At 45.4% G+C, this 25,036-nt stretch carries 25 protein-coding genes, 1 pseudogene and 1 riboswitch; of the genes and pseudogenes, 10 read left to right on the plus strand and 16 right to left on the minus strand.

The window, feature by feature from the left end:
* Positions 1 to 269: integrase core domain-containing protein (locus BLP57_RS15280; RefSeq protein WP_139148862.1), on the plus strand; the 269-nt coding region annotated here is incomplete at its 5' end.
* Here the strand turns inward: BLP57_RS15280 and BLP57_RS17895 are convergent.
* Entirely contained in the window at positions 266 to 751 is a 486-nt protein-coding gene (locus BLP57_RS17895; protein ID WP_175442999.1) for a hypothetical protein, read from the minus strand. The two genes, BLP57_RS15280 and BLP57_RS17895, sit on opposite strands and share 4 nt — an antisense overlap.
* Positions 752 to 911: 160 nt before the next feature.
* Positions 912 to 999: riboswitch (cyclic di-GMP riboswitch) on the minus strand.
* Positions 1,000 to 1,128: 129 nt separating this feature from the next.
* Here BLP57_RS17895 and BLP57_RS15290 point away from each other — a divergent pair.
* Genes BLP57_RS15290 through BLP57_RS15320 form a run of 7 tightly spaced genes read left to right on the plus strand, consistent with a single transcriptional unit; the run spans position 1,129 to position 5,968 of the window.
* Complete coding sequence (locus tag BLP57_RS15290) at positions 1,129 to 2,046, plus strand: transglutaminase-like domain-containing protein (RefSeq protein WP_175443000.1); 918 nt, start codon at positions 1,129 to 1,131, stop codon at positions 2,044 to 2,046.
* 21 nt (positions 2,047 to 2,067) lie between these two features.
* Positions 2,068 to 3,111, plus strand: a complete 1,044-nt coding sequence (locus BLP57_RS15295; protein ID WP_022426853.1) for a type II secretion system F family protein — start codon at positions 2,068 to 2,070, stop codon at positions 3,109 to 3,111.
* A gap of 12 nt (positions 3,112 to 3,123) precedes the next feature.
* On the plus strand, positions 3,124 to 3,480 hold the full coding sequence (locus BLP57_RS15300; protein ID WP_092073018.1) for a hypothetical protein: 357 nt from the start codon (positions 3,124 to 3,126) through the stop codon (positions 3,478 to 3,480).
* Complete coding sequence (locus BLP57_RS15305; RefSeq protein ID WP_092073021.1) at positions 3,477 to 3,971, plus strand: DUF4860 domain-containing protein; 495 nt, start codon at positions 3,477 to 3,479, stop codon at positions 3,969 to 3,971. Before BLP57_RS15300 ends, BLP57_RS15305 begins: the two co-directional genes overlap by 4 nt.
* A complete protein-coding gene (locus BLP57_RS15310) occupies positions 3,968 to 4,420 on the plus strand; it encodes a hypothetical protein (RefSeq protein ID WP_092073024.1) in 453 nt (150 codons plus the stop codon). The genes BLP57_RS15305 and BLP57_RS15310 overlap by 4 nt, the downstream gene beginning before the upstream one ends.
* On the plus strand, positions 4,417 to 4,902 hold the full coding sequence (locus BLP57_RS15315; RefSeq protein ID WP_092073027.1) for a hypothetical protein: 486 nt from the start codon (positions 4,417 to 4,419) through the stop codon (positions 4,900 to 4,902). Before BLP57_RS15310 ends, BLP57_RS15315 begins: the two co-directional genes overlap by 4 nt.
* A 4-nt stretch (positions 4,903 to 4,906) precedes the next feature.
* Positions 4,907 to 5,968 (plus strand): type IV pilus twitching motility protein PilT, encoded by a 1,062-nt coding sequence (locus BLP57_RS15320; RefSeq protein ID WP_092073030.1) that lies wholly within the window; start codon positions 4,907 to 4,909, stop codon positions 5,966 to 5,968.
* A 171-nt stretch (positions 5,969 to 6,139) separates the two neighbouring features.
* Here the strand turns inward: BLP57_RS15320 and BLP57_RS15325 are convergent, their stop codons facing one another.
* The 15 genes from BLP57_RS15325 to BLP57_RS15395 form a co-directional block, all read right to left on the minus strand.
* Entirely contained in the window at positions 6,140 to 6,640 is a 501-nt protein-coding gene (locus tag BLP57_RS15325; RefSeq protein ID WP_022426848.1) for a COG2426 family protein, read from the minus strand.
* 16 nt (positions 6,641 to 6,656) lie between these two features.
* On the minus strand, positions 6,657 to 7,715 hold the full coding sequence (gene hisC / locus BLP57_RS15330) for a histidinol-phosphate transaminase (RefSeq protein ID WP_092073033.1): 1,059 nt from the start codon (positions 7,713 to 7,715) through the stop codon (positions 6,657 to 6,659).
* A 178-nt stretch (positions 7,716 to 7,893) separates the two neighbouring features.
* On the minus strand, positions 7,894 to 9,069 hold the full coding sequence (locus tag BLP57_RS15335; RefSeq protein ID WP_015526165.1) for an NAD(P)-dependent malic enzyme: 1,176 nt from the start codon (positions 9,067 to 9,069) through the stop codon (positions 7,894 to 7,896).
* A gap of 56 nt (positions 9,070 to 9,125) precedes the next feature.
* Positions 9,126 to 10,319, minus strand: coding sequence for an Ldh family oxidoreductase (locus tag BLP57_RS15340; protein ID WP_015526166.1), 1,194 nt, complete (start codon positions 10,317 to 10,319; stop codon positions 9,126 to 9,128).
* A gap of 294 nt (positions 10,320 to 10,613) precedes the next feature.
* Positions 10,614 to 11,348: a FadR/GntR family transcriptional regulator gene (locus tag BLP57_RS15345; protein ID WP_021652097.1), complete on the minus strand. Its 735-nt coding sequence runs from the start codon at positions 11,346 to 11,348 to the stop codon at positions 10,614 to 10,616.
* Between the two features lie 252 nt (positions 11,349 to 11,600).
* The gene (locus BLP57_RS15350) at positions 11,601 to 13,190 is read right to left on the minus strand and encodes an ATP-binding protein (RefSeq protein WP_092073036.1); all 1,590 of its coding nucleotides are present in this window, start codon (positions 13,188 to 13,190) and stop codon (positions 11,601 to 11,603) included.
* A gap of 14 nt (positions 13,191 to 13,204) precedes the next feature.
* Positions 13,205 to 14,557, minus strand: coding sequence for a vWA domain-containing protein (locus BLP57_RS15355; RefSeq protein ID WP_092073039.1), 1,353 nt, complete (start codon positions 14,555 to 14,557; stop codon positions 13,205 to 13,207).
* A complete protein-coding gene (locus tag BLP57_RS15360) occupies positions 14,554 to 15,564 on the minus strand; it encodes a leucine-rich repeat protein (protein WP_092073042.1) in 1,011 nt (336 codons plus the stop codon). The genes BLP57_RS15355 and BLP57_RS15360 overlap by 4 nt, the downstream gene beginning before the upstream one ends.
* A 188-nt stretch (positions 15,565 to 15,752) precedes the next feature.
* Entirely contained in the window at positions 15,753 to 17,162 is a 1,410-nt protein-coding gene (locus tag BLP57_RS15365; RefSeq protein ID WP_015526178.1) for a serine hydrolase domain-containing protein, read from the minus strand.
* Positions 17,155 to 18,534, minus strand: coding sequence for an APC family permease (locus BLP57_RS15370; protein WP_092073045.1), 1,380 nt, complete (start codon positions 18,532 to 18,534; stop codon positions 17,155 to 17,157). Before BLP57_RS15370 ends, BLP57_RS15365 begins: the two co-directional genes overlap by 8 nt.
* A 167-nt stretch (positions 18,535 to 18,701) precedes the next feature.
* The gene (locus BLP57_RS15375; protein ID WP_059086720.1) at positions 18,702 to 19,346 is read right to left on the minus strand and encodes a GntR family transcriptional regulator; all 645 of its coding nucleotides are present in this window, start codon (positions 19,344 to 19,346) and stop codon (positions 18,702 to 18,704) included.
* A gap of 142 nt (positions 19,347 to 19,488) precedes the next feature.
* Positions 19,489 to 19,881, minus strand: a complete 393-nt coding sequence (locus tag BLP57_RS15380) for a VOC family protein (protein ID WP_015526181.1) — start codon at positions 19,879 to 19,881, stop codon at positions 19,489 to 19,491.
* 93 nt (positions 19,882 to 19,974) lie between these two features.
* On the minus strand, positions 19,975 to 20,931 hold the full coding sequence (locus tag BLP57_RS15385) for a carbohydrate kinase family protein (RefSeq protein ID WP_242872648.1): 957 nt from the start codon (positions 20,929 to 20,931) through the stop codon (positions 19,975 to 19,977).
* Between the two features lie 278 nt (positions 20,932 to 21,209).
* Positions 21,210 to 22,568: a GntP family permease gene (locus BLP57_RS15390; RefSeq protein ID WP_015526183.1), complete on the minus strand. Its 1,359-nt coding sequence runs from the start codon at positions 22,566 to 22,568 to the stop codon at positions 21,210 to 21,212.
* Positions 22,569 to 22,631: 63 nt separating this feature from the next.
* Positions 22,632 to 24,248 (minus strand): mannitol dehydrogenase family protein, encoded by a 1,617-nt coding sequence (locus tag BLP57_RS15395; RefSeq protein WP_015526184.1) that lies wholly within the window; start codon positions 24,246 to 24,248, stop codon positions 22,632 to 22,634.
* Positions 24,249 to 24,655: 407 nt separating this feature from the next.
* Between BLP57_RS15395 and BLP57_RS15400 the strand changes: the two are divergent.
* Both BLP57_RS15400 and BLP57_RS15405 read left to right on the plus strand, forming a co-directional pair.
* Positions 24,656 to 24,790 (plus strand): annotated as a pseudogene (locus BLP57_RS15400) (hypothetical protein); the annotation flags it as partial.
* Positions 24,753 to 25,036: helix-turn-helix domain-containing protein (locus BLP57_RS15405; RefSeq protein ID WP_175442958.1), on the plus strand; the 284-nt coding region annotated here is incomplete at its 3' end. The pseudogene BLP57_RS15400 and the gene BLP57_RS15405, both read left to right, overlap by 38 nt.

The following is a 25,036-nucleotide window of genomic DNA, read 5'->3' on the forward strand; positions in this document are numbered from 1 at the left end:
CGGAAGGAATGATTCACAGCTATTCCAAGAAGGCTTATCCTTGGGACAATGCTTGCATAGAATCGTTCCATGCCCTTTTAAAACGAGAGTGGATTAATCGTTTCAAAATTTTCAATTATACTCATGCATATAAATTGATTTTTGAATATATCGAGACGTTCTACAACACCGTCCGTATTCATAGTCATTGTGGATATTTATCTCCAAATGAATATGAGGAACAATATCTAAAAAATCTGGAAACGACTGTAACAAGCTTAGCAAGTTAACAATTACATAAAAAGAGAAAATTGGTTGTATTTAATTTGTACTTTTTCTTGACATAAGACCACCGTGTCTGAACGGCTGTTTTTGATTTCTTTGTGTATTTCTGTGTTGTTGCAGTCTTAACTGTCTTTAATGTTTTTACGGTTGTATTTCTGTTTGTTTTCTTTGTGGTCGTACTCTTCTTATTGGTAGTCGGAAGCTTCTTGGTATAAGTCTTGGTCGCCGCTTTTTTCAGCTTAACTTTTTTTCTGGTTGTCTTGGTATTTGAAGTCGTTTTGGTAGTCACCTTCGGTTTTGAAGCAAGTGGAGTGTCGTCCTCTGTGATGGTAGTCTCCACTACCGGATCTGTAAAATCCGGAAATTCCGGAACCTGTGACGACTGCCAGACATTAAAGCCACCTGCCAGTACAATAACAGCTGCAAGGCATCCTGCTAAAGCTTTTTTCCTGCCTGTAAAAATTTTATGGATATCTGTTCTTTTCATATCATTCACACCTTTCTGAAAGCCGACGTTTCAGTTTCCAACCTAAACCGGATTTTAGGCATCAAAAAAGCCGCTTATTCTAACGAAATAAACGGCCGCATTAACACACAGATTCTTGTTCATAGATGTTATCTGAATACGTCATTAAATCGGAATTTAATGCGGCAACCGGCTGTCATAGTCATCCTTCGGACCTTAGACCCATGGCTTTGCGTCCCCGTCTTTCAACAGGTTTGCCTTTATATATAGAGTATATGTTTTTTTCCCTGAAATGTCAACATTTTCCACTGCATTTTGAGCCCTACTCCTGTCTTTTTTTCACGGAATCTGCTATACTGTTCAAAAAGAAAGCATGATATAACAGGAGAACGGAAACAATGTCAAAATTTTTACCAGTCCGTCTCTTTTTTGTATGGCTGCTTTTCGGAATCCTGCTGGCAGGCTGTGGAAATTCTCCTTCCTCCGATGAAGAACCTCCGGTATATTCTCCGGCCAGAGTCCTCACCCCGGAGGCCCCCGGCAAAAAAACACTGGGCAGTTCCCCTCTGATCCTGGATATTTCCAATCAGGATCAGGGATATCTGACTGCAGAATCCGATTCCGATGATTCCCGCATGAACATTCAGCTTACTGCTCCCTCCGGTGTGGTCTATTCCTATTTTCTGGAACCTGATGAACAGACGGTACTTCCTTTTTCCGAAGGCTCCGGTGAGTATCTCATCACCTGCTATCAGCAGGTTGATGGAAACCAGTATGCCGCCCTTTACACGGAAACGCTCACAATAAAGCTTCAGAATGAATTTCTTCCGTTTCTGTATCCAAACCAGTACGTGGACTTTTCTTCCAAAAGTAAAACCTGCAAACTGGCAGCCTCTCTTGTCAAAGAAGACATGACCGATATCGACATCCTGAAAACCTTCTATACATATGTTACCAGTCATATTTCCTACGATTATGACAAAGCTGATTCTGTCGAAGCCGGTTATCTTCCTGATGTAGATGATACTTTAAGCACCGGCACGGGGATCTGTTTTGATTACGCTGCACTGACTACTGCAATGCTCCGCAGCCAGGACATTCCCTGCAAGCTTCAGATCGGCTATTCCGGTGATGTAAAGCATGCATGGATCGATGTTTATATCCGTGGCAGTGGCTGGGTGACAAAGGCAGTATCTTTTGACGGAGACACCTGGAAGCTGATGGATCCCACCTTTGACGCCAACAGTGATGGTGATGAAGCGATCCAGGAATATATCGGTGATGAAAGCAATTATACGGTACAGTTCACGCGCTGACCCACTAAAGGAGACCTTATTATGAAAAACAAACTGACAGCCCGGGAATTATCCAGTTTCTGCGGGCAGATGGGAATGCTTCTGCATTCCGGCATATCCACAGCTGAAGGACTTCACATCCTCTGTGACGAAAGCAAGACCGATGCAGACCGGCAGATCCTCACACCCCTGATCCGTTCCGTGGAAGAAAACGGTTCTCTTTCCCGGGCTCTTGACGAATCCGGGATCTTTCCCACATCCATGACCGCCTATGTCCGGACTGGTGAGGAAACCGGCTGCCTGGATGAGATCATGGAAAGTCTCAGTTCCCACTATGAACAGGAGGAAGAAATCTCAGGACAGATACGGTCTGCAGTCACTTACCCGCTGCTCATGCTTGGCATGATGGCTGTTGTGATCCTGGTCCTTCTGATAAAAGTCCTGCCGGTATTTCAACAGGTATTTAACCAGATGGGAATGGAAATGAACGGGGTTTCCCGGGGACTTCTGAATGCAGGCAACGTGATCAGCCGGTATTCCTCTGTTTTTCTGATCCTCGCCGCAGCCCTCATTGGCTGCATCCTGTTTTTCAGTCTTACGGAAAAAGGTCACAGCCTGCTGCGAAAAATGGCCATCCATCTCCCGTTTTTCCGTGAGATCCCGGTTGCCATGGATTACAGTCGTCTGGCCCAGGGCCTTTCCCTGGGGCTTCGGAGCGGACTTTCCCCGGAAACCAGCCTGGAGCTTACAAAGGATCTGATCTCACAGCCGGTGATACTCGAAAGACTCCGGAAGGCTTCCTCTATCCTGGATAGCGGAGAAACTTTTTCCAGAGCTCTTACAGAATCCGGTCTGTTCGGCGGCATGGAAGGCCGTCTCATCACAATATCCTTCTATTCCGGTTCCAGTGACGAAACCTTCCGCAGGCTTTCCCGGCAGTACACCGAAAGATCCATAGATCTGATCTCACAGGCAGTCTCCATTGTGGAGCCTACCATCGTGATCCTGCTGTCTCTTCTTGTGGGGCTGGTCCTTTTATCCGTCATGATGCCGCTTCTGGGGATCCTCTCAGATTTTGCAATGTAAGGTGGTGACCGCATGGAACTTTTTGAAAGCTGCAGAACAAAATTTCTCAGAGCATTTTTTCTTCTCTTTCCGGCGCTGCTTCTGGTTTTATCCTGCACCTTGTTTGTGGTAGGTGTCAGCAGCACCTCCGACCAGGCCGTACACAAAGAACAGGATGCTCTGGAACAGGCACTGAAAAACGGTGCCATCCGCACCTATGCCCTCACAGGCACATATCCCGAAAGCCTGTCCCAGCTTCTCTCGGATTATCATATCACTTATGACAAAACCAAATTCGTAGTAGAGTATGTTCCTAACGGTTCCAATCTCCTGCCGTCTATCAGCGTGATCGCTCTGTCCGGCAGTGCGAAAGGAGGGAATGCCTCATGAATCACCGGAAGAACACCGGACATTCCGTTTCTTCTCTTTTTTCGCTTCTTCTTTTTGGTGTTTTTGTTCTGTTCCTTATACTGATGCTGCTATTTTCCGCCCGGATTTACCAGCAGACTGTGAAACAGACTGACTCCGATTCCGAGCTTGGGACCGCAGCAACTTATCTGACTACCAAATTCCGGCAGCACGACCGCGGCGATGAGATCTTTTCCGGTTCCCTGGATGATATTCCTGCCCTTTGTTTCCGGGACGATATCAAAGGAAAAGAATATATCACGTATATTTACCTGAAGAATGACAGTCTGATGGAGCTTTTCACTGCAAAAGGCTCTCAGGCCAGTTCCGATGCAGGAACCGTCATCTCACAGCTTTCCGATTTCCGGTTTTCGGAAATGGAAAATGGTTTTTACCACTTTTCCCTGGAAAGTACCACGGGAGTCCGCTCGGAATTCCTGCTTCATCGCATTGACAAAAAGGAGACATCATGAAAGAATCAAGACATAATTCCGGTACCAGCCTTTTTCTGATGGAAATGATCCTTGCCCTTTTGTTTCTGTCACTTTCCTCAGCTGCCTGCATCCAGATCTTCGCGGCAGCACGGAAAAACCGGCTCCAGGCAGAACAGTGGAACCAGATCCAGGCTCTCACAACCTCCGTGGGCGAGATACTGGAAGGCTCTGACGGAACCGATGAACAGTTCCTCTCTCTGCTTCCGGGGGGCATCAAAAAGAACACCAACCTGATCTGGTATTATGACCGTAACTGGCAGAGCTGCTCTTCCGGAGAAGCCGCCCGTGAAATGATCCTGGAAACAGATATTTCTTCTTCAGAAAAATCCGGCGAGCTTTCTTTCCGGCAGCTTTCCAACGGCAGTGAGCTTTACCGGATCACCCTGCGTTTTCCTGTTGATGACTACAGAAGGGAGGCTGTACATTGAAACAGAAGCATACGTTTTTTGTAACTGTCGGCATTCCTTCCCTGTTTCTTATCTTCTCTGTGCTGTGTCTCTGTGTACTTGCTCTGCTTACTCTTGGAAGCTCCAGATCCAGTCTTAACACAGCCAGACATTCTATGGAACAGACCGAAAATTATTACACCGGCTGTGCAAGCGCCACGGAAACCGTTTCAGAAATCCGTGATGATCTGGAGCAATACAGGGAAAAAGCTTCCGATGAGACCAGATATTTTTCCATGATACAAAAGCTTGCGGACACAAGGAACGATCTCAGCTGGGATTCCCACAGCCACACCCTTTCCTTCTCCGTTGGAATTTCCGAGACACAACAGCTTTCTGTAGTGCTTGAGATTTTTTACCCGCAGAAAAAAAGCTCTTCCACTTATCAGATCCTGCAATGGAACACAGAGCTTACCGGATCCTGGCAACCTGACAACCACCAGAATGTATTTAAAGGAGAATAAACCTATGGATACCCCTATTCCTGAATTTTTAGCAAAAGCTGCCAACCGGCGTGTCTCTGATATCTTTATCATCGCAGGCCGCCCTCTGGCAGAAAAGATCGACGGTCATCTTTTGGACCGTGGTGACAGGCTGATGCCTGATCAGACAGAAAATTTACTCCGCACCATTTACGGTCTTGCGGAAAACCGCGATATATCCCGTCTTATGGAAACCGGTGATGATGACTTTTCTTTTTCCATTCCCGGTGTTTCCAGATTTCGTGTCAATGCCTACAAGCAGCGTGGTTCCCTGGCTGCCGTGATCCGCGTGATCGCCTTCCGGCTGCCGGATCCTGCAGAGCTTTCCATTCCGGAGGATGTGATGAACATCTCCGAATATACCCGTGGCATGGTCCTTGTTACCGGTTCTGCCGGAAGCGGTAAATCCACCACCATGGCCTGTCTGATCGATCGGATCAACCATACCCGGGAAGGCCACATCATCACTCTGGAGGATCCTCTGGAATATCTCCACCGCCATGATCGCTGTATCGTCAGCCAGCGCGAGATCTGTACCGACACCGAAAGCTATCTGACTTCTCTTCGTGCCACACTACGCCAGAGCCCGGATGTGATCCTTCTTGGAGAGATGCGTGATCATGAAACCATCCAGACTGCCATGACCGCTGCGGAAACCGGTCATCTTGTCCTTTCCAGCCTGCATACTCTGGGAGCAGCCAACACCATCGAACGCATCATGGACGTGTTTGAGCCATCCCAGCAGCATCAGATCGCCCTCCAGCTTTCCATGGTCCTCCAGGCCGTGATCTCCCAGCAGCTGATCCCGGATGTGGACGGACGTAATATCCCGGTTTTTGAGATCATGCGGCTGACTCCGGCCATCCGAAATATGATCCGTGACAATAAAGTCCACCAGATCGAAGGTGTGATCTCCACTTCCAGCCAGGAGCAGATGCGTTCCATGGACCAAAGCCTTCTGGAATTATATAAAAAAGGCCGTATCACCAGGGATACAGCTCTGAAATACGCTTTAAACGCGGACATGCTGAAGCGCAGACTTATGTAAGGATCTTCTCGGTATACCTCTGCCTGATATGTAAAAACACATAAAAAATCCCTTACCGATCTCTGATATGTTTCCGGAATACAGAACACATATCATTTTACAGATCCGGTAAGGGATTTCTTTATTTTCAATCCGATCTCGACCAAAAAGACATTCCTTCTCTGCGATCGATCAATGCACTACATTTCCTACAATTCCATAAGAAACAATATACATAATGACACTTGCCATAAAAAGTCCGCACAGGATCGCAATGGAGGATTTTTTGATATCCACCTCAAGAAGAGAGGCGATCAGTGCACCTGTCCAGGCTCCTGTGCCCGGAAGAGGGATTCCCACAAACAGCAAAAGTCCAAGAAATTCATATCTCTTGATCTGGTCACTCTTTCCCATAGCTCTGTTTTCCAGCTTTGTGATCAGACCTCTGAACGTCTTTGTTTTTTTCATCCATTTAAAGATCTGCCGGATAAAAAGCAGGATAAACGGAATCGGAACAATATTTCCCACGATACAGATCGGCAGTGCCTTCGCAGCCGATATCTTCAGCAAAGAAGCTGCCAGAAGGCCGCCGCGAAGCTCCAGTATCGGGATCATAGAAATGATGAACACAGCTCCCTCGGGAGAGATAAACTGTGCAAGGTGGTGTGAAAACCATTGTACCAGTACTTCCATAGTACCTCCTTAATTGTTATTTCTGCAGATATTCCGTCAGGAATTCTACCAGCTTTTTCATCTCCTCATCGGTACCGATGGAGATACGGAGATGATTGTCGATCCTGTCCTTCGGGAAATATCTTACATAGATATGTTTCTCCCTCAGTGCTGCGAAAAGCTCTTTGGCCGGACAGCTCTCATGTGTGGCAAAGATAAAGTTGGATTTGGAATCCTGGAAGGAAAATCCAAGCTTTCTGAGTTCTGCCTTTGTCCACTCTCTTGTTGTAATGATCTTATGGCAGCATTCCTCAAAATATGCCTTATCCTTCATAGATGCCACACCAGCCGCGATGGTAGTACGATCCATGGTATAGGAGTTAAAGGAATATTTCACATCATTGAGATATTTGATCAGCTCCGGATTTCCGAAGGCATATCCGATACGCATTCCTGCCAGGGATCTGGACTTGGAGAAGGTCTGCACAACAAGCAGATTATCATATTTTTCGATCAGCGGCAGTGCGGATGCTGCTCCGAAATCCACGTACGCCTCATCTACGATCACGATACTCTCCGGATTCTTTGCCACGATCTCCTCGATCTCAGAAAGAGGCATTTCCACGCCGGTCGGTGCATTGGGATTAGGGAATACGATTCCGCCGTTTTCACGGAAATAATCTTCCTTACGGATATGGAACTCCTCATCTAATGCCGGGCGCTCATATGGGATCCTTAAAAGATCTGCCCATACATCATAGAAAGAATAAGTGATGTCCGGGAACAGGATCGGTTTCTCTGAATTAAAAAATGTGAGAAAACACATAGCCAGTACGTCATCGGAACCAACGCCTGTAAATACCTGCTCGTCCTTCAGGCCGTAGAACGCGGCAATACTGTGTACCAGGTCTCCTGCTGTCGGATCTGGATAAAGTCTCAGGGTATCAGAATCAAGGGCCTTCAGCGCCTTCTCCACACCCGGAGCCGGTGAATATGGATTCTCGTTTGTATTCAGTTTGATCATGCCTCTCTCATTTGGCTGCTCGCCAGGAGTATACGGCACTACTTTTCGTATATTAGCTTCCCATGGTTTCATGCTGTGCTTAACCTCCTATCATATTCTTTTGCTATTGTACTCACTGCGAGGACATTTGTCAAAGGGTAATACCACCTGCCTGGAAACAAAAAGACACCCGTACCGGGTTACAGAGTACGGGTGTCTGATATATTCTTCTTAATGAAGGGCTGTTTTGGTTCGTATCAGGCGCTTAAGATCAGATACGTGCTACGCCTGTTGCTTTTGCTGCCTCTGCTACTGCTTTTGCGACAGCCGGTCCGACTCTCTTGTCGAATGCCTTCGGAATGATATACTCCGGAGAAAGCTCCTCATCTGTGATCAGATCTGCAAGAGCCTTGGAAGCTGCGATCTTCATCTCATCGTTGATATCACTTGCTCTTACATCAAATGCACCACGGAAGATTCCAGGGAATGCAAGAACGTTGTTGATCTGGTTCGGGAAGTCACTTCTTCCTGTAGAGATAACCTTTGCTCCGCCTGCTTTTGCGTCATCCGGGAAGATCTCCGGTGTCGGGTTTGCGCATGCGAAGATGATGGCATCTTTGTTCATGGTCTTAACCATCTCTGTTGTAACTGCTCCAGGAGCGGAAACACCGATAAATACATCCGCGCCAACCAGCATCTCTGCAAGAGATCCCTGTTTCTTCTGAAGGTTTGTGAGCTTGCTCATCTCTTCCTTAACCGGGTTCATTCCTTCTGTACGTCCCTCATAGATGGCACCCTTTCTATCGCAGAGTGTAACATCCTTGAAGCCTGCTTTCAGAAGAAGTCTGCAGATAGAGATAGCAGCTGCACCTGCACCGTTCATAACGATACGAACATCCTCTTTCTTCTTTCCGACAACCTTCAGAGCGTTTGTCAGACCTGCAAGTGTGATAACTGCAGTTCCGTGCTGATCATCGTGGAAGATCGGAATATCACATTTCTCTTTCAGTTTTTTCTCGATCTCAAAGCATCTCGGAGCGGAGATATCCTCAAGGTTAACACCACCGAAGGATCCGGAGATCATGTAAATAGTATTTACGATCTCGTCTACATCATGGCTCTTAATGCAAAGCGGGAATGCATCTACATCGCCGAATGCCTTGAACAGTACACATTTACCTTCCATTACAGGCATACCGGCTTCCGGTCCGATGTCACCAAGACCAAGAACTGCGGAACCGTCTGTTACAACAAGACACATATTCCATCTTCTTGTAAGCTCGTAGGATTTATTGATATCTTTCTGGATCTCAAGGCAAGGCTGAGCTACACCTGGTGTATATGCAAGAGAAAGGTCGTCTTTATTCTCAACCGGCACTCTTGTAACAACCTCGATCTTACCTTTCCAATCTCCGTGCAGTCTTAATGACTCTTTTGCATAATCCATTTTCTTTTCCTCCTTGGATAATTATGATATATTTCATTTCAAAAGGATTACCTGAATTAATAATTACCATTGAAGAATTTACTGTCCTTCGGAAGCTCATAGCCTTCAAAATAAGAGCCAAAATCAAGCTTCAGATAACTGCAGAGATCAGCAAGCTCTACCATGGTATTGTCGTTGACCGGAATGCCATTCTCTTTTCTGTCTTTTTCAGCAGCTACCTCTTTCTCGCCGTGTGTATAGATCCTGTCCTGACCGTCTGCCTTCGGACTCTCCCGAAGCGCCTCAAGATATTCTGAAAAATGCTTGCGGATCGCATCCGGATCTCCGAATGCCGCCGGGTTGATCGCCATAAATCCATGGCAGATACCGGTCTTGTCCGGGAATGTACAGCATTTGTCGGAGGTAACGCCCATGGAAAGAATAGAGCTGAACAGCTCACAGAGCATTCCATAGCCATATCCCTTATGGCTTCCGCTGACTTCCTCGTTTCCACCAAGAGGCATGATTCCGCCGCCCTTCTTGGCTACGATGTTTGCAAGTACATCCGGTGCATTATTGCTGGCATGACCGTTTTTGTCAAGTGCCCAGCCATCCGGAAGAGGCTTACCCATCTTATTATACATTTCCAGTTTACCTCTGGTTACAACTGTTGTGGAACAGTCAAAGAAAAACGGATACGGGTCTGCAGGCATAGCGACTGCGATCGGGTTGGAGCCCAGCATAGCCTTTCTTCCAAAAGTCGGTACCATGATCGCCTCGGAGTTGGTACATGCCATTCCAAGAAGGCCTTCATGGCAGGCCATGTTCGCATAATATCCTGCAATACCGAAATGGTTGGAATTTCGTACACTTACGATTCCCACACCAGTTGTCTTTGCCTTCTCAATTGCCTTTTCCATGGCAAAATGGCTGATCAGCTGGCCCATTCCGTTATGTCCGTCTATCACAGCAGAAATCGGTGTTTCAAAAACAACTTCCGGTTTCGCCTGGGGATGAATAGTCCCCTTCTCGATTCCTTTATGGTAACGAACCATCCTCTGCATTCCGTGGCTCTCGATCCCATACAGATCAGCAGTCAGAAGAACATCTTTAATGATGCTTCCTTCTTCCTCAGAAAAGCCAAACGCTTTAAAAACGTCTCCGCAGAAATGGTTCAGTGTGTCATAACTCCATTTTACATATCCCATAATCGCAAGTCCTTTCTCCTGATATTTCCGGCAGGTTACCGCCCACGCTGTGGCCTGCTGCATACTTTATATAATACTGCAGGGATACAGTAACCTTCATCCTGTGCTGTCTCGTCTTACGCTGTCCTACCTCATGCTGCTTCAACTTATGCTGTCTCATCTCATGCTGTCTCAACCTACGCTGTCTCGTCTTACGCTGTCTCATCATGAAGCCTTCAGGATGCTGCCATAATATCAAACTTTTTGGTATTACCAATACAGTCCCTATTATAGCACTCGGTCTTACCAAAATCAATAGTGGTCTTACCAAATCAACGGGATTTTTACTGAAATTTTATTTAATTTTTGTCAGGTGGATCAGCGATGAAATACAAGGCTGTTCTCCCCCTGCTGCTGCGCAATCTCCAGTATATATTTCTCAATGGTTTCCATATGTTCGCGCATCAGCTTCTCCGCCTGGTTCCGGTCTCCGGAAATAATGGCTTCCACCAGCCTTCTGTGCTGGTCATCCACCTCAAGAGCGGAATTATGTTTCTGCATAATATAAGCTCGGGTACCGGAAATGATCTCCTCTGTCAGCTGCGCTGCCGCATCCAGAACATTATAGATCATAGGATTCCCTGCGATCCTGCCAATCTTCGTATGAAGCTTCTTATCAAGACCTGCACGGGCTTTCTCGTCCTCTGAGCTCTCCAGCTGTGCCAGGATGGAACGCAGATCTAATGCATCCTTCTCCGTACAATTCCCGGCTGCAAGAAGCGCAGCCTCCTGCTCCAACGCAGAACGAAGTTCCTGTACCTGCTGTACATGGCTGTTATTCAGCTGAAAAAGAAGGGCCAGTGGTGCAGAAAGCCACTGATCCATATTCTCGGTAATATAGTTGGCTCCGCCGCGGACCGTTGTGACAATTCCCATCAGCTCCAGTGCCCGCAGGACTTCACGGACAGCAGGTCTGGAAACTCCCAGTGATTCTGCCATAACACGTTCCGCAGGTAAAGTGTCCCCCGGCTTCAGTTCTCCCCGCCGGATATTTTCTATGATCTGCGCTAATATTCCGTCAAATGCTCGTTCTTCTGTAATCTTTGTAAACATGTCGTCCGTTTCGGCCGCCTTCCTTTATTATTGTGTTGCCTTCCTTTACATAAAAATCCCGGAATATAGACAAGTGGATATTTACCATTCTCAGTCATCATGCAGTTCTGCACCAGATGATCGCTCTGCAGCCATTCAGCCAGTCTGTGCATTTTGACTATTTGCCCTCTCTATTTTCCGGACTTTTATAGTAAATATTATACGATAATTCCCCAATTTAATCAATAGTAAATAATAAATTGGTAAGACATATTATTTTATTCCATTATTGAGAATGTTTTCCACTTCCTCCATCTGGCCCAGAAGCATTTTCTGGCGGTCGTCAAAAAGAAGACCTTTATTATGCCTGTAATACTGGTCAGAACCGTTCTCCCGAATGAACCAGAGACTATAATAGTTGGCATTCAGTTCTGTGATAAATGCCACCATTTCCTGGCTGTCCCCAAAAGCAGCTTCCATGAAGTCGAAGACGTTCTGAAGAGTAAGAGATATTTCGTCGGTTCGGTTTTCGTAGGCTTCGGTTTCGGATTCAAAGAGGACTTTCACAAACTCATAGTTCCTGTTTGACGATGGATCTTCCGATTCTGCTACAGCACTTCTGCCTCCTGCCGGGCCTGAGTCGGATCCGGTTTTATCTGATCCGATTAATTCCGATCCGGTTATTTTCAATCCAGACGCATTTTCAAAAAATGACACAACACGTTTCTGTATACTCTCCTGCTGTTTTGTAAGAAGCTCACTCTTTTTGTCCTTTTCAAGATCCGCCTCTGCTTTTTCCATGAGATTTTTTGCTGTGAGGCTGTCCTGATCTTCTCTGAAGTACACCATATAATCATACAGTTTCGTGAGGTAGGCATCGGTAAGATAGCATTCTGTAAAAAGCTCGCTGAGTTTTCCGTTGAGAAGGCTTACAATGCTCAAATGCTCGTCCAGAGAGGCTGTGCGGATCTTACCCAGAGTAATGGGATCCCACTTTCCTTTCAGGATGTCCTCCACTTTATAGTCCGTTCTGTACTTATAATAAAGAGCCAGATAGCCTGCAAAATCCTTCGCGATCATCCTGTGCTGAATGTACTGACTGACCACCTCACGGTCTACGGTTTTTCCAAGGATCTCATAAACCTGGATCAGACGGGAAAGATCCTCCCAGCCTCTGGCTGTTGCAAAAATCTTTCCATCTACAGTATTCTCCACCCTGTAGAAATTTTTTCTGCGAAGCTCCAGATAGGAGATCACCGCCGGATGAATTCCCTGCTGATAGGCGTATTCCTTCCATACATCAAAGTCTGCCTCCACATCGATCTTCTTGATACGGTCCAGAGTGACCACATCGAATTCCCGGACGGATTTGTTATATTCTGGCGGATTGCCTGCTGTGACGATCACCCAGCCTTCCGGCACCTTCTGGTTTCCGAAGGTTTTTCCCTGAAGGAACTGCAGCATCATCGGCGCTAGTGTTTCAGATACGCAGTTGATCTCATCAATAAACAGGATGCCTTCTTTCAGACCTGTTTTTTCCATTTTGTCGTAAACGGACGAAATGATCTCACTCATGGTATATTCCGTGACAGAAAATTCTTCCTCACCATAATTCTTTTTTACAATAAAAGGAAGTCCCACAGCACTCTGCCTAGTGTGGTGGGTAATGGTATAGGAAACAAGAGCAATCCCGCATTCCCTTGCTATCTGTTCCATAATCTGCGTCTTTCCGATTCCCGGAGGGCCCATAAGAAGGATCGGTCTCTGTCGGATCGCCGGGATCCGGTACTCACCGAATTCGTCCTTTGAAAGATATGCTTCTATGGAATCTCTGATCTCCTGCTTTGCTCGTTTTATGTTCATGGTTTTTCTTCTCCTTACAATTCTTCCTCCGTGATCACCAGCTTCATGGCCCAGGCCGGGATATCCACATCCTCAGGCTCCTGCTCCATAAATACAAATGCTGTCCGGTATGGCGGCATCTTTGCCGGAAAAATCCCGTATCCGTCTGTAAAATACACCAGGCCCTTAAGATTTTCAAACTCACGTTTTTCCATCAGCTCTTCCACATAAGCAAAAGCCGAACGGAAATCTGTACCTCCATCACCGTAAAGTTCCAGGCTGTTCATATACTCCTGCAATTCCTCTGCACCGGTGATCTTTACATCCGAATGCACCTTCTCATCACACTGGATAATGTGTATATTTACCTTCTGAAAAAAATTCCCGCTGTCGCTTAAGATCCCATAGGTTTCCTCCAGAAATCTCTGTACCAGTTCTCCTGAACAGGACATGGAAGTATCGATCACAATGACAAATTCCGAAACTTTTTTCATTTCTCTGGTTTCCAGGGGTTCGATCAGCGGCATATTCCCGTAAAGGGAAAGCCCGTAGGTATAAAAATTATAATCAAAGCTGTCCGGATCTACAGTTAGTTCTTCCCGAAATACTGCAAACTTCCGCAGAAATTCCCGATAATCATATCGTTCCCGGTTCTCTATTTTCAGCTGGTCCAGAAAATCTCCGTCCTGCTCTCCTGACTCTCTGGAAAAGGTCTCCAGATCTGTCTCGATCCCATCGCTGATATCTCCCCATTTTTTGCTCATCAGGGGATTGGGTTTCCGGTCAGGCTGCTGGTTTGCCCAGTATTTATGGTCGTCCACGTAGAACTCTTTTTCAAGCTGTGCCAGTTCTTTTTCCTTCAGAAATTCTTCTTTCAGAATCTTGTAGATTCTCTCTGCATTCAGCGTCTTCTTTTCCTTTTCCAGAAGACGGTAGGTTTCCCTCCGGAGAAGACTTCTGGAATATCGAACTGAGCGGTGATAGATCCCGTCGATCATATGCTCCACTGCAATATCGCAGCTTAAATTCCACAAACGCTTCTCTATTCCCGGCTTCCCAAAGTGCCGGAAAATGCAGTGAAATACCATATGGAGATATCCTCGATTCACAAGAATCCTGTTTTCTTTATAAAGCCCGCCAAGCTGTGCCGGATGGAAGTACATCACAGCCCCGTCTGTTCCAAACGGACTGACCGAACCATCCATCTGATAAATAAAGCTGCTCAGCGCCACATCCAGAAAACGCATGCCAAGATACAGCTCGTCTCTTGCCGCCCGGAGGATGCTGCTGCCGATGTCCTGGAGACGCTGGGCTGCCTCCTGGAAATTGGATCCCTGACCGGGCAGGAAGTTATTTTTATTGTTTTCAGTTGTTTCTATATCACTCATAACTGAAACTTCTTTCTCCTTTTAACAGGCCGCCCATCATTTTCTGTCTCCCCGGCAACCTTCTGCTCTTCCTTCTGCATCCGGCTGCGTTCATTCATCAGAAATGCGGAAATCTCCATATCCTTCTTCCCGGACGCCACATCAATACTATGTTCCAGGCCCTCTCTGTTCCAGAGCTTTTCCCGTGAAAGCAGCTCCAGACCATTTAAGCTTCCGCTTTCCACCAGAAATTCCCCGATATCCTTAAGATTTTCCCGGATATAATCCTCATACTGTTTCTTCGCCTTTTTACTCAGTTGCCACGGATGACAAAGTCGTCCGAAGCTCATATCCACCAAGACCTCCAGCTTATCCATTACCACTGCCATATCAAACAGGCTGTCATACTCCGCGAAATCCAGTTCTTTGCTGTAGAAGCATTGCCGGTAATTGGTCCCTGAGCCATGATACTCCGTAAACAAAATTCTCGCAGGCGTGTTCTCCACCGCCTCATCGTAATGCTCCGGAAAAACCATATGCGCACGTTTTCCACTTGCCTCACCATTTTCGTACAGAAAATCCACATCAATCTTCTGCCATAATTCCCCAAGAATCTCCTTCGCACAGGATTTGATTCCCTTTTTCTGATGGATCACAAGCTCCTTCAGCCCGCTGCAGCCCGTAAACGCCCCGGTTCCCACCTGCATCAGCGTATCCGAAAATTCCAGCCGTTCCAGTTTTTTGCATCCATAAAAAATATATCTTCCGATTTCCTTCAGTGTATCGGGAAAAACGATCTCCTGCACTTCCTCTCCGGCAAGAAGTCTCTCTTCTCCGAACGAAATTACATCTTCGCTCTCCCAGGTTTCTGCATCTTCTTCTCCATCCTTATGTGCAGAAAACGCATACGGCGCCGCACTGACTACCGGAAGACCATTGATCTCTTCCGGCAGCACGATCCGGTCATCGGTACCATAACACCGAACGATCTCTATTGCATTATTTTTAATTCTGTAATGTATTTTCATCGTACACTTTCTTCCCTATGTCACAATAATAAAAATTTCTGTTTCCTATTGTAGACTTATTCCAAACAAAAAACAACCCATCGGACCACTGATGGCAAGTCAGTATCCTGCGGGTTGTTCGTTTCTTTTATCATAAGGTTGGAGGAATTGCTATATTTTTATCGGTCTATACTTTGAGTTTTTTCTCTTCAGGATTTAAAGTTTCCTGTAAACTTCCATACCATATCCGGCTGTTCCGGAAGATAGGTAACGTTAGGTCTCCAGGTCGCGATCACGGTATCTTTAGAATTGACCCAGAAGGAATACTCTTCCCTGTAGGAAGTGTTGAGCAGTCCCACAGACAGATATAACGTTTCCTGATCCATTCCATAAGCAATGCTGTGATATCTCTTTGTAAAATCATCCGGATAAAGATCGTTCTGTTTCCAGCTCTTAAATCCTGCATAAGCAATCTTTTTCTCACCCTGGACTATCATTTCCAGACGCAGTTTACATCCTTCCGGAATGATCTTTGCACTTTCAATGTTTCTCGGATTTTCTGTAAAAATAATCTCCCGGTTAAATAATCCACTGAGTTCTTTTTCCGCAGTTTTCAGTCTGCCTTCCGGCTGTGGCAGAGAAAGGCTTTTTATTTTTGCTTCCAGATATTTCTCTCCTTCTTCCCGTTTTTCTTCCGGGCAAGGTATGGAAACTGCTTCCTTCATATATTTAAGGCAGATATCTGCCGCAAGATATTCTCTCGCACCTGCGGTAATGCCAATGGCAACCGGAAGTTCCCGGAAGCACACCAAATACTGTCCAAATGCTCCTTCTGCCGCAAAGATCTCTTTTCCTGCTTTGATGTGATATGCATAATGAGTCAGTGCTTTTTTCTCATCTCCGGGAATTACGACTCTTGACTGTCCCATCTCTTCGATCCACCACTGTGGCACCAGCTGCTCACCCTTCCAGTTTCCTTTCTGGAGAAGGAGCTGTGCCAGTGTGGAAATCTGATCTGCGGTCAGATACATGCCCCAGCCGCCGGTATTATGTCCCTCAGGACTTGTAAGCCAGTTGATCTTTCCAAAACCAAGTTTGTCAAAAACACGTTTCTGCATAATGGACAGACAGTTTTCACCCATAACTTTGGTCACGATCCTGGAAAGTGTATAGCTGCATCCGGAATCATAATGAAAAACTTTTCCGATATCTTCTTTCAGCTTAGGCTGTCCAAGCCAGTTCTTCTCCCAGTCTTTTTCCAGTCTGGAAAACCATACATTATTACAGCATTCCGGGGAACCGGCCTGCATGGTAAGAAGATCATATACGGTAATATTTTCCAGGGCTTCATCATATTCATCCGGAAGATCTTCTCTCACATAATCCAGAAATTTATCCTCCAGATGAAGTTTTCCCTCATCCACCGCAAATCCAACACAGATACTTGTTCCGATCTTTGATAAAGAATGCAGCATCTGCGGCTCTTCCATTGAGAAAGGTGCCCAGGCTCCTTCAACAACCTTTTCTCCTTTATACCGTACAGAAATACTGTGTAATTCTACGGTGTTCTCAAGTTCCTCAAGCATTTTTGCCAGCTTGAACGGATTTAATTCATTCATTTTTTTCCTCCTCTGCAGGCTGCCATATGGATGTCTCGATACGGATTCCACCTTTTCTGGTGAGATATACACCAATCAAGATCAATGCAACCATAACTATAACAGCAGATACTGCATATACAAGTTTAATACTGAAAATTCCTTTTATAAAAATAATCGTGTAAATGATGATACTGATGGTACAGAATACGTAAAGTCCTGCACTGGAAAGGTGAAATTTGTTCTTCTTCCAGGTATCCGGATATTTCTTCGGAAGACGTGAAATTGCATACACAACTGTAACATTCATAAAAAATGTGATCACCTGGAAAATATTTGTGATCGTCACGATACTCATATCAAAAATGATCGGAAGCAACACTACGATCAGTGTGTAGGTATAGATCAGGTACGGTGCTCCGAAATGGTTTTCCTTCAGAATTCCTTTCGGCAGCCATCCATCCTTGGCAGCCTGAGCGATCGGATATCGTACATCATTAAATACACCATTCAAAGTAGTGATAATTGCCATGATCGGTCCGCCGATCATAAAAAGTTTATACACAATACCAGGAAGGATCTCCTGTGCTGCCGGAAGGATTGTTTCCACACCTGCAACCTCATCGTGAGGAAGCACCCCACCTGTAACCATCGCAAGGCCCACATAAATAAAAAGCAGACATGGCACGCAGGACATTGCCGCAAACGGAACATCTTTCGTTGCTCTTTTCGCGTCTTTACCATACCACAGAACATTGTAGTAACCATTTGCGGAATTGATAAGAAGAAGTGCCGCCAGCATAAAGCCTTTAAAGCCGCCGGTAAACATCTTATCTCCTGAAAAATCAAAGATCGGCTGTCTGATCTGTGTAAGTCCGAAAACAACATACAGAACCATTGTGATCAGAAGAACCGTTGATAATATCTTGCTTACCTTTGCAAAAATATCCATTCCCAGAAGATTCAGAACAAACAGGATAACAACACCTGCGATTGCCAGTGCTTTCACTGTAATTCCCGGGAGGAGATTATTCAAATACAATCCCAGTGCCAACGCAAAAGAACTGTTGAGGATCGGCGTTACCAGTTTCGTATAAGCTACCAGACCTCCGGTGCTGACTCCGGAAAGGTTCGTTACGATGGAATACGGGCCTCCTGCCACGCGCATGGTCCCACCAAGAATAATATACGGAAAAACCATAAAGAATCCCATGACAATCGCTGTCAGATAAGCAAGCCATACAGAATAACCGGTATAAGCCATTGCCGGTCCGATCAGAGTTACCATTCCGGAGCCGATTACCATTCCTACTGCGATCGCAAAAAGATCACCACGCTCAAGTATACCCGGTTTCGGTTCCGGCTTGTTCACAATTATGTTCTTGTCGTTCATTTCATTGCGCCTTTCTTTACTTTTTATTTTTTATTTTTTATATTGTATACATAAAGAATAGTGAAAAACGCCGTAACTGTCAATAACAATTAACAATTTCGGCGTTTTGTAAAAATTATCTGTTCTGTTTTTGTATACTTTTACAGAAAAATGGTAATTTCTACAGCCTAATTATACCGTTGCACAAAGTTCTCACAACTGCTTTTTATATGTTTCTGCATACGCAGATAACATTCCATAGCATCACCTTTTCGAATACTTTCTACAATTTCCTCATGCTCTTTCAGAGATTTTCTTACGTACTCTTCTTCATTTACCAGTACGCCTCTAGACAGTCCGTTCCACAGTTCTGACAGCATATTTTTAAGTTTATCATTTCCTGCTGCTGTCCATAATTCCATGTGCAAAGTCTGATTGAGACTTGAATAACTTTCAAAATCACCTTTTTCTATCTCTTCTCTGGAAACCTTGAGGATCTGATCAATCCTCTGAAGATCGATCTTATTTTCACAACACAAAACACAGGCTTCACTTTCCAGTGCCGCCCGCACCTGAAAATGTTCGCGGATCGTTTTTTCATTCACTCCAAGAACTACTGCACGTTTATTTCGCTCCAGTTCCAGAAGTCCATCTCTTGCCAGAATCTGAAAGGCTTCTCTTGTAGGTGTAATGGACACTCCAAGTTCCTGCGCAGTACTTTCCAGTGTCAGAATTTCCCCCGCCGGAATTTTTTTTGAAAGAATTGCCTCTCTGAGATTCGCCGCAATCTTTTCTCTTATGGGTAAAGTCTTTATTGGTTTAAGTCCCAGCATGTATATACTCCTGTTCTTATAGATCTTTTTTATTTAGATGAATATTAACAGTATTCTATTCTAGCGTATTTTTACTGTATTGTAAATTACCATTAAGACAGGTACCCACATTCTTGCAGGAGACTTAATTGACTTACACATTTTATAAATACTGGCTGAACTCCACCTTCTCCTTATTCGGGCCTTCAATAGTAAAAAATTTCACACCATTCTCCCAGAACGGCAGAAAATGCACCTCGTCATTGGTGGTATTCAGTCCTGCTGCTGTCACCAACTCGTGGACTTTCTCCACATCCTTCACATCAATGGCAACATGGTCAATGGCGCCGGATTCCATTTTTGCTGCTTTGTTCTCGTAAGTCTCGATCACAAGATTTCCAAGCTTCAGGAAAGCAACCTTCTCATTGGCAGCCTCGTTCACCGTCTGGAAAGCGATCTTAAATCCCAGTGCCTCATAAAATTTAATGGTTGTCTCAATATCATTGGTTGGCACACCTACGTGCTGAACTCCGTTCATCTGATCTTTTAAATTCATTTCAAAACCTCATCCTTTCATAAATCTGACATACTCATAAACACAATCGCTTCGCGATTTAGATTCAACTCTGCTACAGTTTTATGAATACGATCACTTTGCAATTCTGCGTTCCACCTGTGCAAGCTCCGGCATTGCCGGGATCGCACCTTTTTTCTCCACGCAGAGACTGGCCACTGCATTGCCGAAACGGGCAAATTCCTTCAGATCCTCCTGGGTCAGCTCGTCCAGATGTTTCTCTGCTGTGCTGACTTTGTACAGGAAACCGCCCCAGAAAGAATCTCCGGCTCCGTTCGTGTCTGCGATCTGTTTCACTGCAAATCCTGGTACCATACAGCCGCCATCCTTGCCGTAAAGATATGCTCCTTCGCCGCCAAGTGTAACTGCCACAACTTTCACGCCCTGGCTGTACAGTGCTTCTGCTGCTTCCCGGACATCCTTATGATCTGTCAGAAGTTCTGTCTCTTCATCCGAAATCTTCATAAGATCCACATAGGAAACCAGGCTTCTCATATGCTTCTTCGCTGTCTTTTCATCCAGCCACAGAGATGCACGGTAATTGGGATCGTAAGAAATCACGCTGCCCTTGTTTTTTGCTCTTTTTACCGCATAAAACGTGGTATCTCTTGCAGGCTGATCCGTCAGGGACAGGGATCCAACATGAAAAATATGGGTATGATCCAGCACATCCACATCCACTTCTTCCTTCTGGATCTTCGTATCCGCTCCCGGTTTTCTTGCAAAAGAGAAAGTCCTCTCTCCAGTCTCGCTGACTTCCACAAAAGCCAGTGTAGTAAAATAATTTTCGTCTAGGAGCATACCCTTGGTATCCACGCTTTCTTTCTCAAGAACAGATTTCAGGAACTTTCCGTGCATATCTTTTCCTGCTTTACCGATAAATGCAGTATGAGCTCCCAGTCTGCTTGCTGCAACTGCAACATTGGCTGGTGCACCGCCCGGATTTCTGGCATACAGCATCTGTCCATCCTCATTGATATCCTGAGATGTAAAATCGATCAGGATCTCACCAAAGGTTGTGATATCATAGATGGATCTTTTCACAGCATCTCCTGTGTCCACAATAAGGTTCTGATCAAGCAGCTGAAAAAGGATCTTCTCGCATTCTTTCTCATTATCTGTATGTATATGAAGCTCTCCCTCGTCAAACTCAGGCATACTTAAGACACCAAGCATAGACTTCGCATTTACAACATAACGGCCATAACATAATTCTACATCATAGGGGATGGATTCTGCAATACTTACCAGCTTTCTTGCATTCTGCATTGTGCCTAAAATTACTTTTACTATCATTTTTGTCTACTCTCCTATGCAAACAGGCTGATCACAACAGCACAGACCAGACCTGTTACTCCTACGATGGTTTCCATCATTGTCCAGGATTTCAGGGTTGTTTTCTCATCAATCTCAAGAAGGGAACCTACCAGCCAGAATCCGGAGTCATTTACATGGCTGAATGCCGTTGCGCCTCCGTTGATGGCACAGACCATTGCTGCCAGATAAACCGGTGACAGGTCTGCAACTCCGGGCATAGCCGCCATAATTCCTGCTGCCATTGTCATAGCCACAACTGCCGCACCAACCGATGCACGGATCAGAGCTGCAATAAGGAATGCAACCAGTACAAGCGGAAGTCCGCTTTTTTCCAGGGCTGGTCCTATAATATTTCCCATACCGCAGTCCTGCAGCACCCAGCGGATGATACCTCCACCAGTGATGACCAGAAGAATCTGTCCGGTAGGCTTCAGAGAACGATCCAGGATTTTCTTAAGCTGCTCTCCATTATAGCCCTGCTTCTTTCCAAGAAAATACATGGCAAGCAATACTGCTATGATCAGTGCCACAAATGGTGTTCCCAGAAATTCCAGAACAGGACGTGCCGCGTCGATTCCCGGAATGTATTCAGAAACTGTATTGCACAGGATCAGTACCAGCGGAACAAGAATGATACATAATACTGTAGAAAATTTCGGCAGATTGGCTTCTTCTTCCTCACGTACCTCCTGGATATTGGAGGGCAGCCCTGTATTGATCTTTTTGCCGATAAATTTGGACCATAAGATTCCTGCAAAGATCAATGATAAAATGCCCACAGGCACACCTACCGCGATCATCACTCCGAGATCCACATTCAGCATATTTGCCACCAGAACAGATCCTGCTGATGGCGGTATAAATGCAAATCCGGTGGCAAGTCCGGCGAGAAGAGGAATCACATAATATAAAGTAGATTTCTTTGTTTTCTTCGCAAGTCCGAATGCCAGAGGGATCAGGATCACAACGCCAGCCTCAAAGAATACCGTAGTTCCTACCACAAGTCCTGTGATCCCAAGAGCGATTCCCGCTTTTTTCTCACCAAATTTGTTTATCAGTGTCTGAGCAACGCACTGTGCGCCGCCGGACACTTCCAATATCCCACCGAACAGAGAGCCCAGTCCGATCAGGAGTATGATTCCCTGTAAGGTTTCTCCTGCGCCGTTTTCCACAGTGCTTACCAGCGTTGGAACCGGCATTCCGGCGCCAAGCCCGATAACCAGTGCAGCGATCAGCAGGGATAAAACCGGGTGGATCTTAAATTTTATGATAAGTAACAATAATAATAAAATTCCTGCTGCTGCCGCGATCAACAGTCTTGCCGGGTCTGCCGCAAATACCGGTTCTGTCATCTTTCCATTTACCTCATTTCTCTTTATTCAATATTTACATAAACTGTTCTCGTAACCCTGGTTTTATTTTACATATTTATGAATAGTTGCCTTTACAGCTCCGGGGCCGACGATCATCTCACGGAACATGTCCTCGATCTTCTCTCCGACACCATCTTTATAGAGGTCTGTGAAGAACAGTCTCTCATTGGAAAGGATCGGCTTCAGCTGATTCTTAAAGGTCTCCGGTTTTCCGATCACGATATCTCCAAGCTGCTCCTGAAGTTCCTCATTCATCGGGTCCGGTGCAAGCTCAAATTTGTTTCCTTCATCATCTACAGCCAGCATGTATCTCAGCCATCCTGCGATTCCAAGCGGGATTGCTGTCAGCCTGGAAGCATCTCCAAATTTCTTCACATATGCTTTTACAGTCTCACCGAAACGGATACCTACCATCTGGGACACATCTACAGCCAGACGAAGGTTGGTATCTCCAAGATACTCATTCGGGAAACGGTCATTAAAAAGCTCATCCACAAATGCCTGTGGGGAAAGGATTCCAGGATCTGCAACTACCGGAAGTCCCTCGTCATAAGCAACCATACGGGCCATTTTCATCATATCTTCGTTGGTGTTCAGCATATGTGCAAACAGATCATAGCCAAGTACCACACCAAGAGGGCCGGTTGCGGAATGTACAGGATTCAGGCATACGGTTACTTTCATTCTCTCGGAAAGATTGACGGTATTTCTGTCCGCCATGTATACGCCGAAGCCTTTTTCCAGAGCAGGGCGTCCGTTAGGGAAGCTGTCCTCGATAACAAGATACTGTGGCTTCTCAGCATTAACAAATGGTGCTATGTATGTCTTCTTTCCTGTGATCACCGGCTGCATGTCTTCAACGCCAAGCTTCTCAAGGTCTGCTGCGATCTGCTCGCTTGGACGAGGTGTGATCTTGTCGATCATGGTCCACGGGAATGCAACCACCTTCTCGTCCGTTACATAATCTACGAAGCCATCATCTACGAAGCCCGCTTTATGCCATTCCTCTGTCATAGTCAGCACGGACTCACGAAGCTTGGCGCCGTTCTGTGAGCAGTTGTCCATGGATACCAGGGCGATCGGATATTTCCCTGCTTTATATCTCTCATTCAGCATAGCCACAAGAACTGCCATTGCTCCCGTTGCCTTATCCGGTCCGTTCTTAATATCTGCTTCCACAAACGGGAACCATGTTCCGTCTGCTTTCTGGAGTGCATAACCCTTTTCTGTGATAGTGAAGGAAACCAGCTGCAGGGATTTAGCCGCAAAAATTTCTTTCAGGCGGTCCCATTGTCCAGCATCAGATGACTGTGCTTTCACTGCTTCTGCAAGCGCCCCAAGAACTTTGTATTCACGGGTTCCATCACCGTGGAGAATGACATTTAAGCCAAGGTTGTCATATGGCGCGTAAATCTTATCTACTACATCATAATCAAAGGTCTCTACACATGTGATGCCTCTGTCAAGAACTCCCCCTTCCAGAAGACCATCTGCAATACCTCCGATAAATACACGGAAGATATTTCCGATTCCGAAATGTACCCAGCCTGGCTCCTTCTTCGCTTTCTCAGTAACTGCCTCTACATCGTATCCTGGAAGATTGATGCCTGCTTTCTCCCATGCTTCACGCTCTTTGATTCCTTCTCTTGTTAATTTCATGATAGAACCTCCTTTTTTTCGTTCATTTCGTTATTTATGTCTTTTACTTATGTTTATGTCTTAACTGTAAGTAGAGTATAAAACTTTCCTTTTTAAAAATCTATTGGCAAAGCGTCTAATTTTACTCTTATTTTTTTGTTTACTTTTACCCGTTCTCCCCTACATTGCATTTCCCGCAAATTTATACTAAAATACATTTAACAAATGTAGCAAGAATTCTCTCACCTCTTCAGGTGGTGAGATGAATTGCACATCGGAGCATGTCTGCTCAAAAAAATCTCTATAGTATAAAAGAAACACTTGTTCTCCCTTCCCTGATGTAGTATACTGAAAAGAACAATTAGTTCATAAATACATATCCGTTGATATAAGAAAAAGGATGATAAATATAATGGAGTTAGACCATGAAAGATGCATTCTGGGGTCAGATATTCTGTCTGCTCAGTGCAGGCGGAGCAACGATTGAAACGATACGGCAGTATATAGAAAGCCAGGGTGAGAAGAATGAACCGCGCCGTAAAAATAAGGATTTATCCAAATAAAGAGCAGAGAGTTCAGATAGAGCAAACAATCGGCTGCAGCCGCTTTATCTATAACCAGATGCTTGCAGATAAGATCAGCTATTACCAGAAAGAAAAAAAGATGCTCCGGAACACACCGGCCGGATATAAAAAGGAATATCCATGGCTGAAGGAGGTGGATTCCCTTGCCCTGGCGAATGCGCAGCTGCATCTGGAAAGTGCGTTCCGGAAGTTTTTTCGGGAACCAGCCTGCGGATTTCCACGTTA

It is taken from the genome of Blautia sp. SF-50, assembly GCF_900101315.1.
Classification (GTDB): Bacteria; Bacillota; Clostridia; order Lachnospirales; family Lachnospiraceae; genus Blautia_A; species Blautia_A fusiformis.

Coding starts and splice junctions, on each gene's coding strand:
- BLP57_RS15340 (WP_015526166.1), bottom strand. CDS start 10,319: ATGCAGCAGGCCACAGCGTGGGCGGTAACCTGCCGGAAATATCAGGAG.
- BLP57_RS15375 (WP_059086720.1), bottom strand. CDS start 19,346: ATGCTGGGACTTAAACCAATAAAGACTTTACCCATAAGAGAAAAGATT.
- BLP57_RS15395 (WP_015526184.1), bottom strand. CDS start 24,248: ATGAAATTAACAAGAGAAGGAATCAAAGAGCGTGAAGCATGGGAGAAA.
- BLP57_RS15360 (WP_092073042.1), bottom strand. CDS start 15,564: ATGAAAATACATTACAGAATTAAAAATAATGCAATAGAGATCGTTCGG.
- BLP57_RS15295 (WP_022426853.1), top strand. CDS start 2,068: ATGAAAAACAAACTGACAGCCCGGGAATTATCCAGTTTCTGCGGGCAG.
- BLP57_RS15390 (WP_015526183.1), bottom strand. CDS start 22,568: ATGACAGAACCGGTATTTGCGGCAGACCCGGCAAGACTGTTGATCGCG.
- BLP57_RS15325 (WP_022426848.1), bottom strand. CDS start 6,640: ATGGAAGTACTGGTACAATGGTTTTCACACCACCTTGCACAGTTTATC.
- BLP57_RS15300 (WP_092073018.1), top strand. CDS start 3,124: ATGGAACTTTTTGAAAGCTGCAGAACAAAATTTCTCAGAGCATTTTTT.
- BLP57_RS17895 (WP_175442999.1), bottom strand. CDS start 751: ATGAAAAGAACAGATATCCATAAAATTTTTACAGGCAGGAAAAAAGCT.
- hisC (WP_092073033.1), bottom strand. CDS start 7,715: ATGAAACCATGGGAAGCTAATATACGAAAAGTAGTGCCGTATACTCCT.
- BLP57_RS15370 (WP_092073045.1), bottom strand. CDS start 18,534: ATGAACGACAAGAACATAATTGTGAACAAGCCGGAACCGAAACCGGGT.
- BLP57_RS15310 (WP_092073024.1), top strand. CDS start 3,968: ATGAAAGAATCAAGACATAATTCCGGTACCAGCCTTTTTCTGATGGAA.
- BLP57_RS15290 (WP_175443000.1), top strand. CDS start 1,129: ATGTCAAAATTTTTACCAGTCCGTCTCTTTTTTGTATGGCTGCTTTTC.
- BLP57_RS15380 (WP_015526181.1), bottom strand. CDS start 19,881: ATGAATTTAAAAGATCAGATGAACGGAGTTCAGCACGTAGGTGTGCCA.
- BLP57_RS15365 (WP_015526178.1), bottom strand. CDS start 17,162: ATGAATGAATTAAATCCGTTCAAGCTGGCAAAAATGCTTGAGGAACTT.
- BLP57_RS15350 (WP_092073036.1), bottom strand. CDS start 13,190: ATGAACATAAAACGAGCAAAGCAGGAGATCAGAGATTCCATAGAAGCA.
- BLP57_RS15320 (WP_092073030.1), top strand. CDS start 4,907: ATGGATACCCCTATTCCTGAATTTTTAGCAAAAGCTGCCAACCGGCGT.
- BLP57_RS15335 (WP_015526165.1), bottom strand. CDS start 9,069: ATGGATTATGCAAAAGAGTCATTAAGACTGCACGGAGATTGGAAAGGT.
- BLP57_RS15355 (WP_092073039.1), bottom strand. CDS start 14,557: ATGAGTGATATAGAAACAACTGAAAACAATAAAAATAACTTCCTGCCC.
- BLP57_RS15345 (WP_021652097.1), bottom strand. CDS start 11,348: ATGTTTACAAAGATTACAGAAGAACGAGCATTTGACGGAATATTAGCG.
- BLP57_RS15305 (WP_092073021.1), top strand. CDS start 3,477: ATGAATCACCGGAAGAACACCGGACATTCCGTTTCTTCTCTTTTTTCG.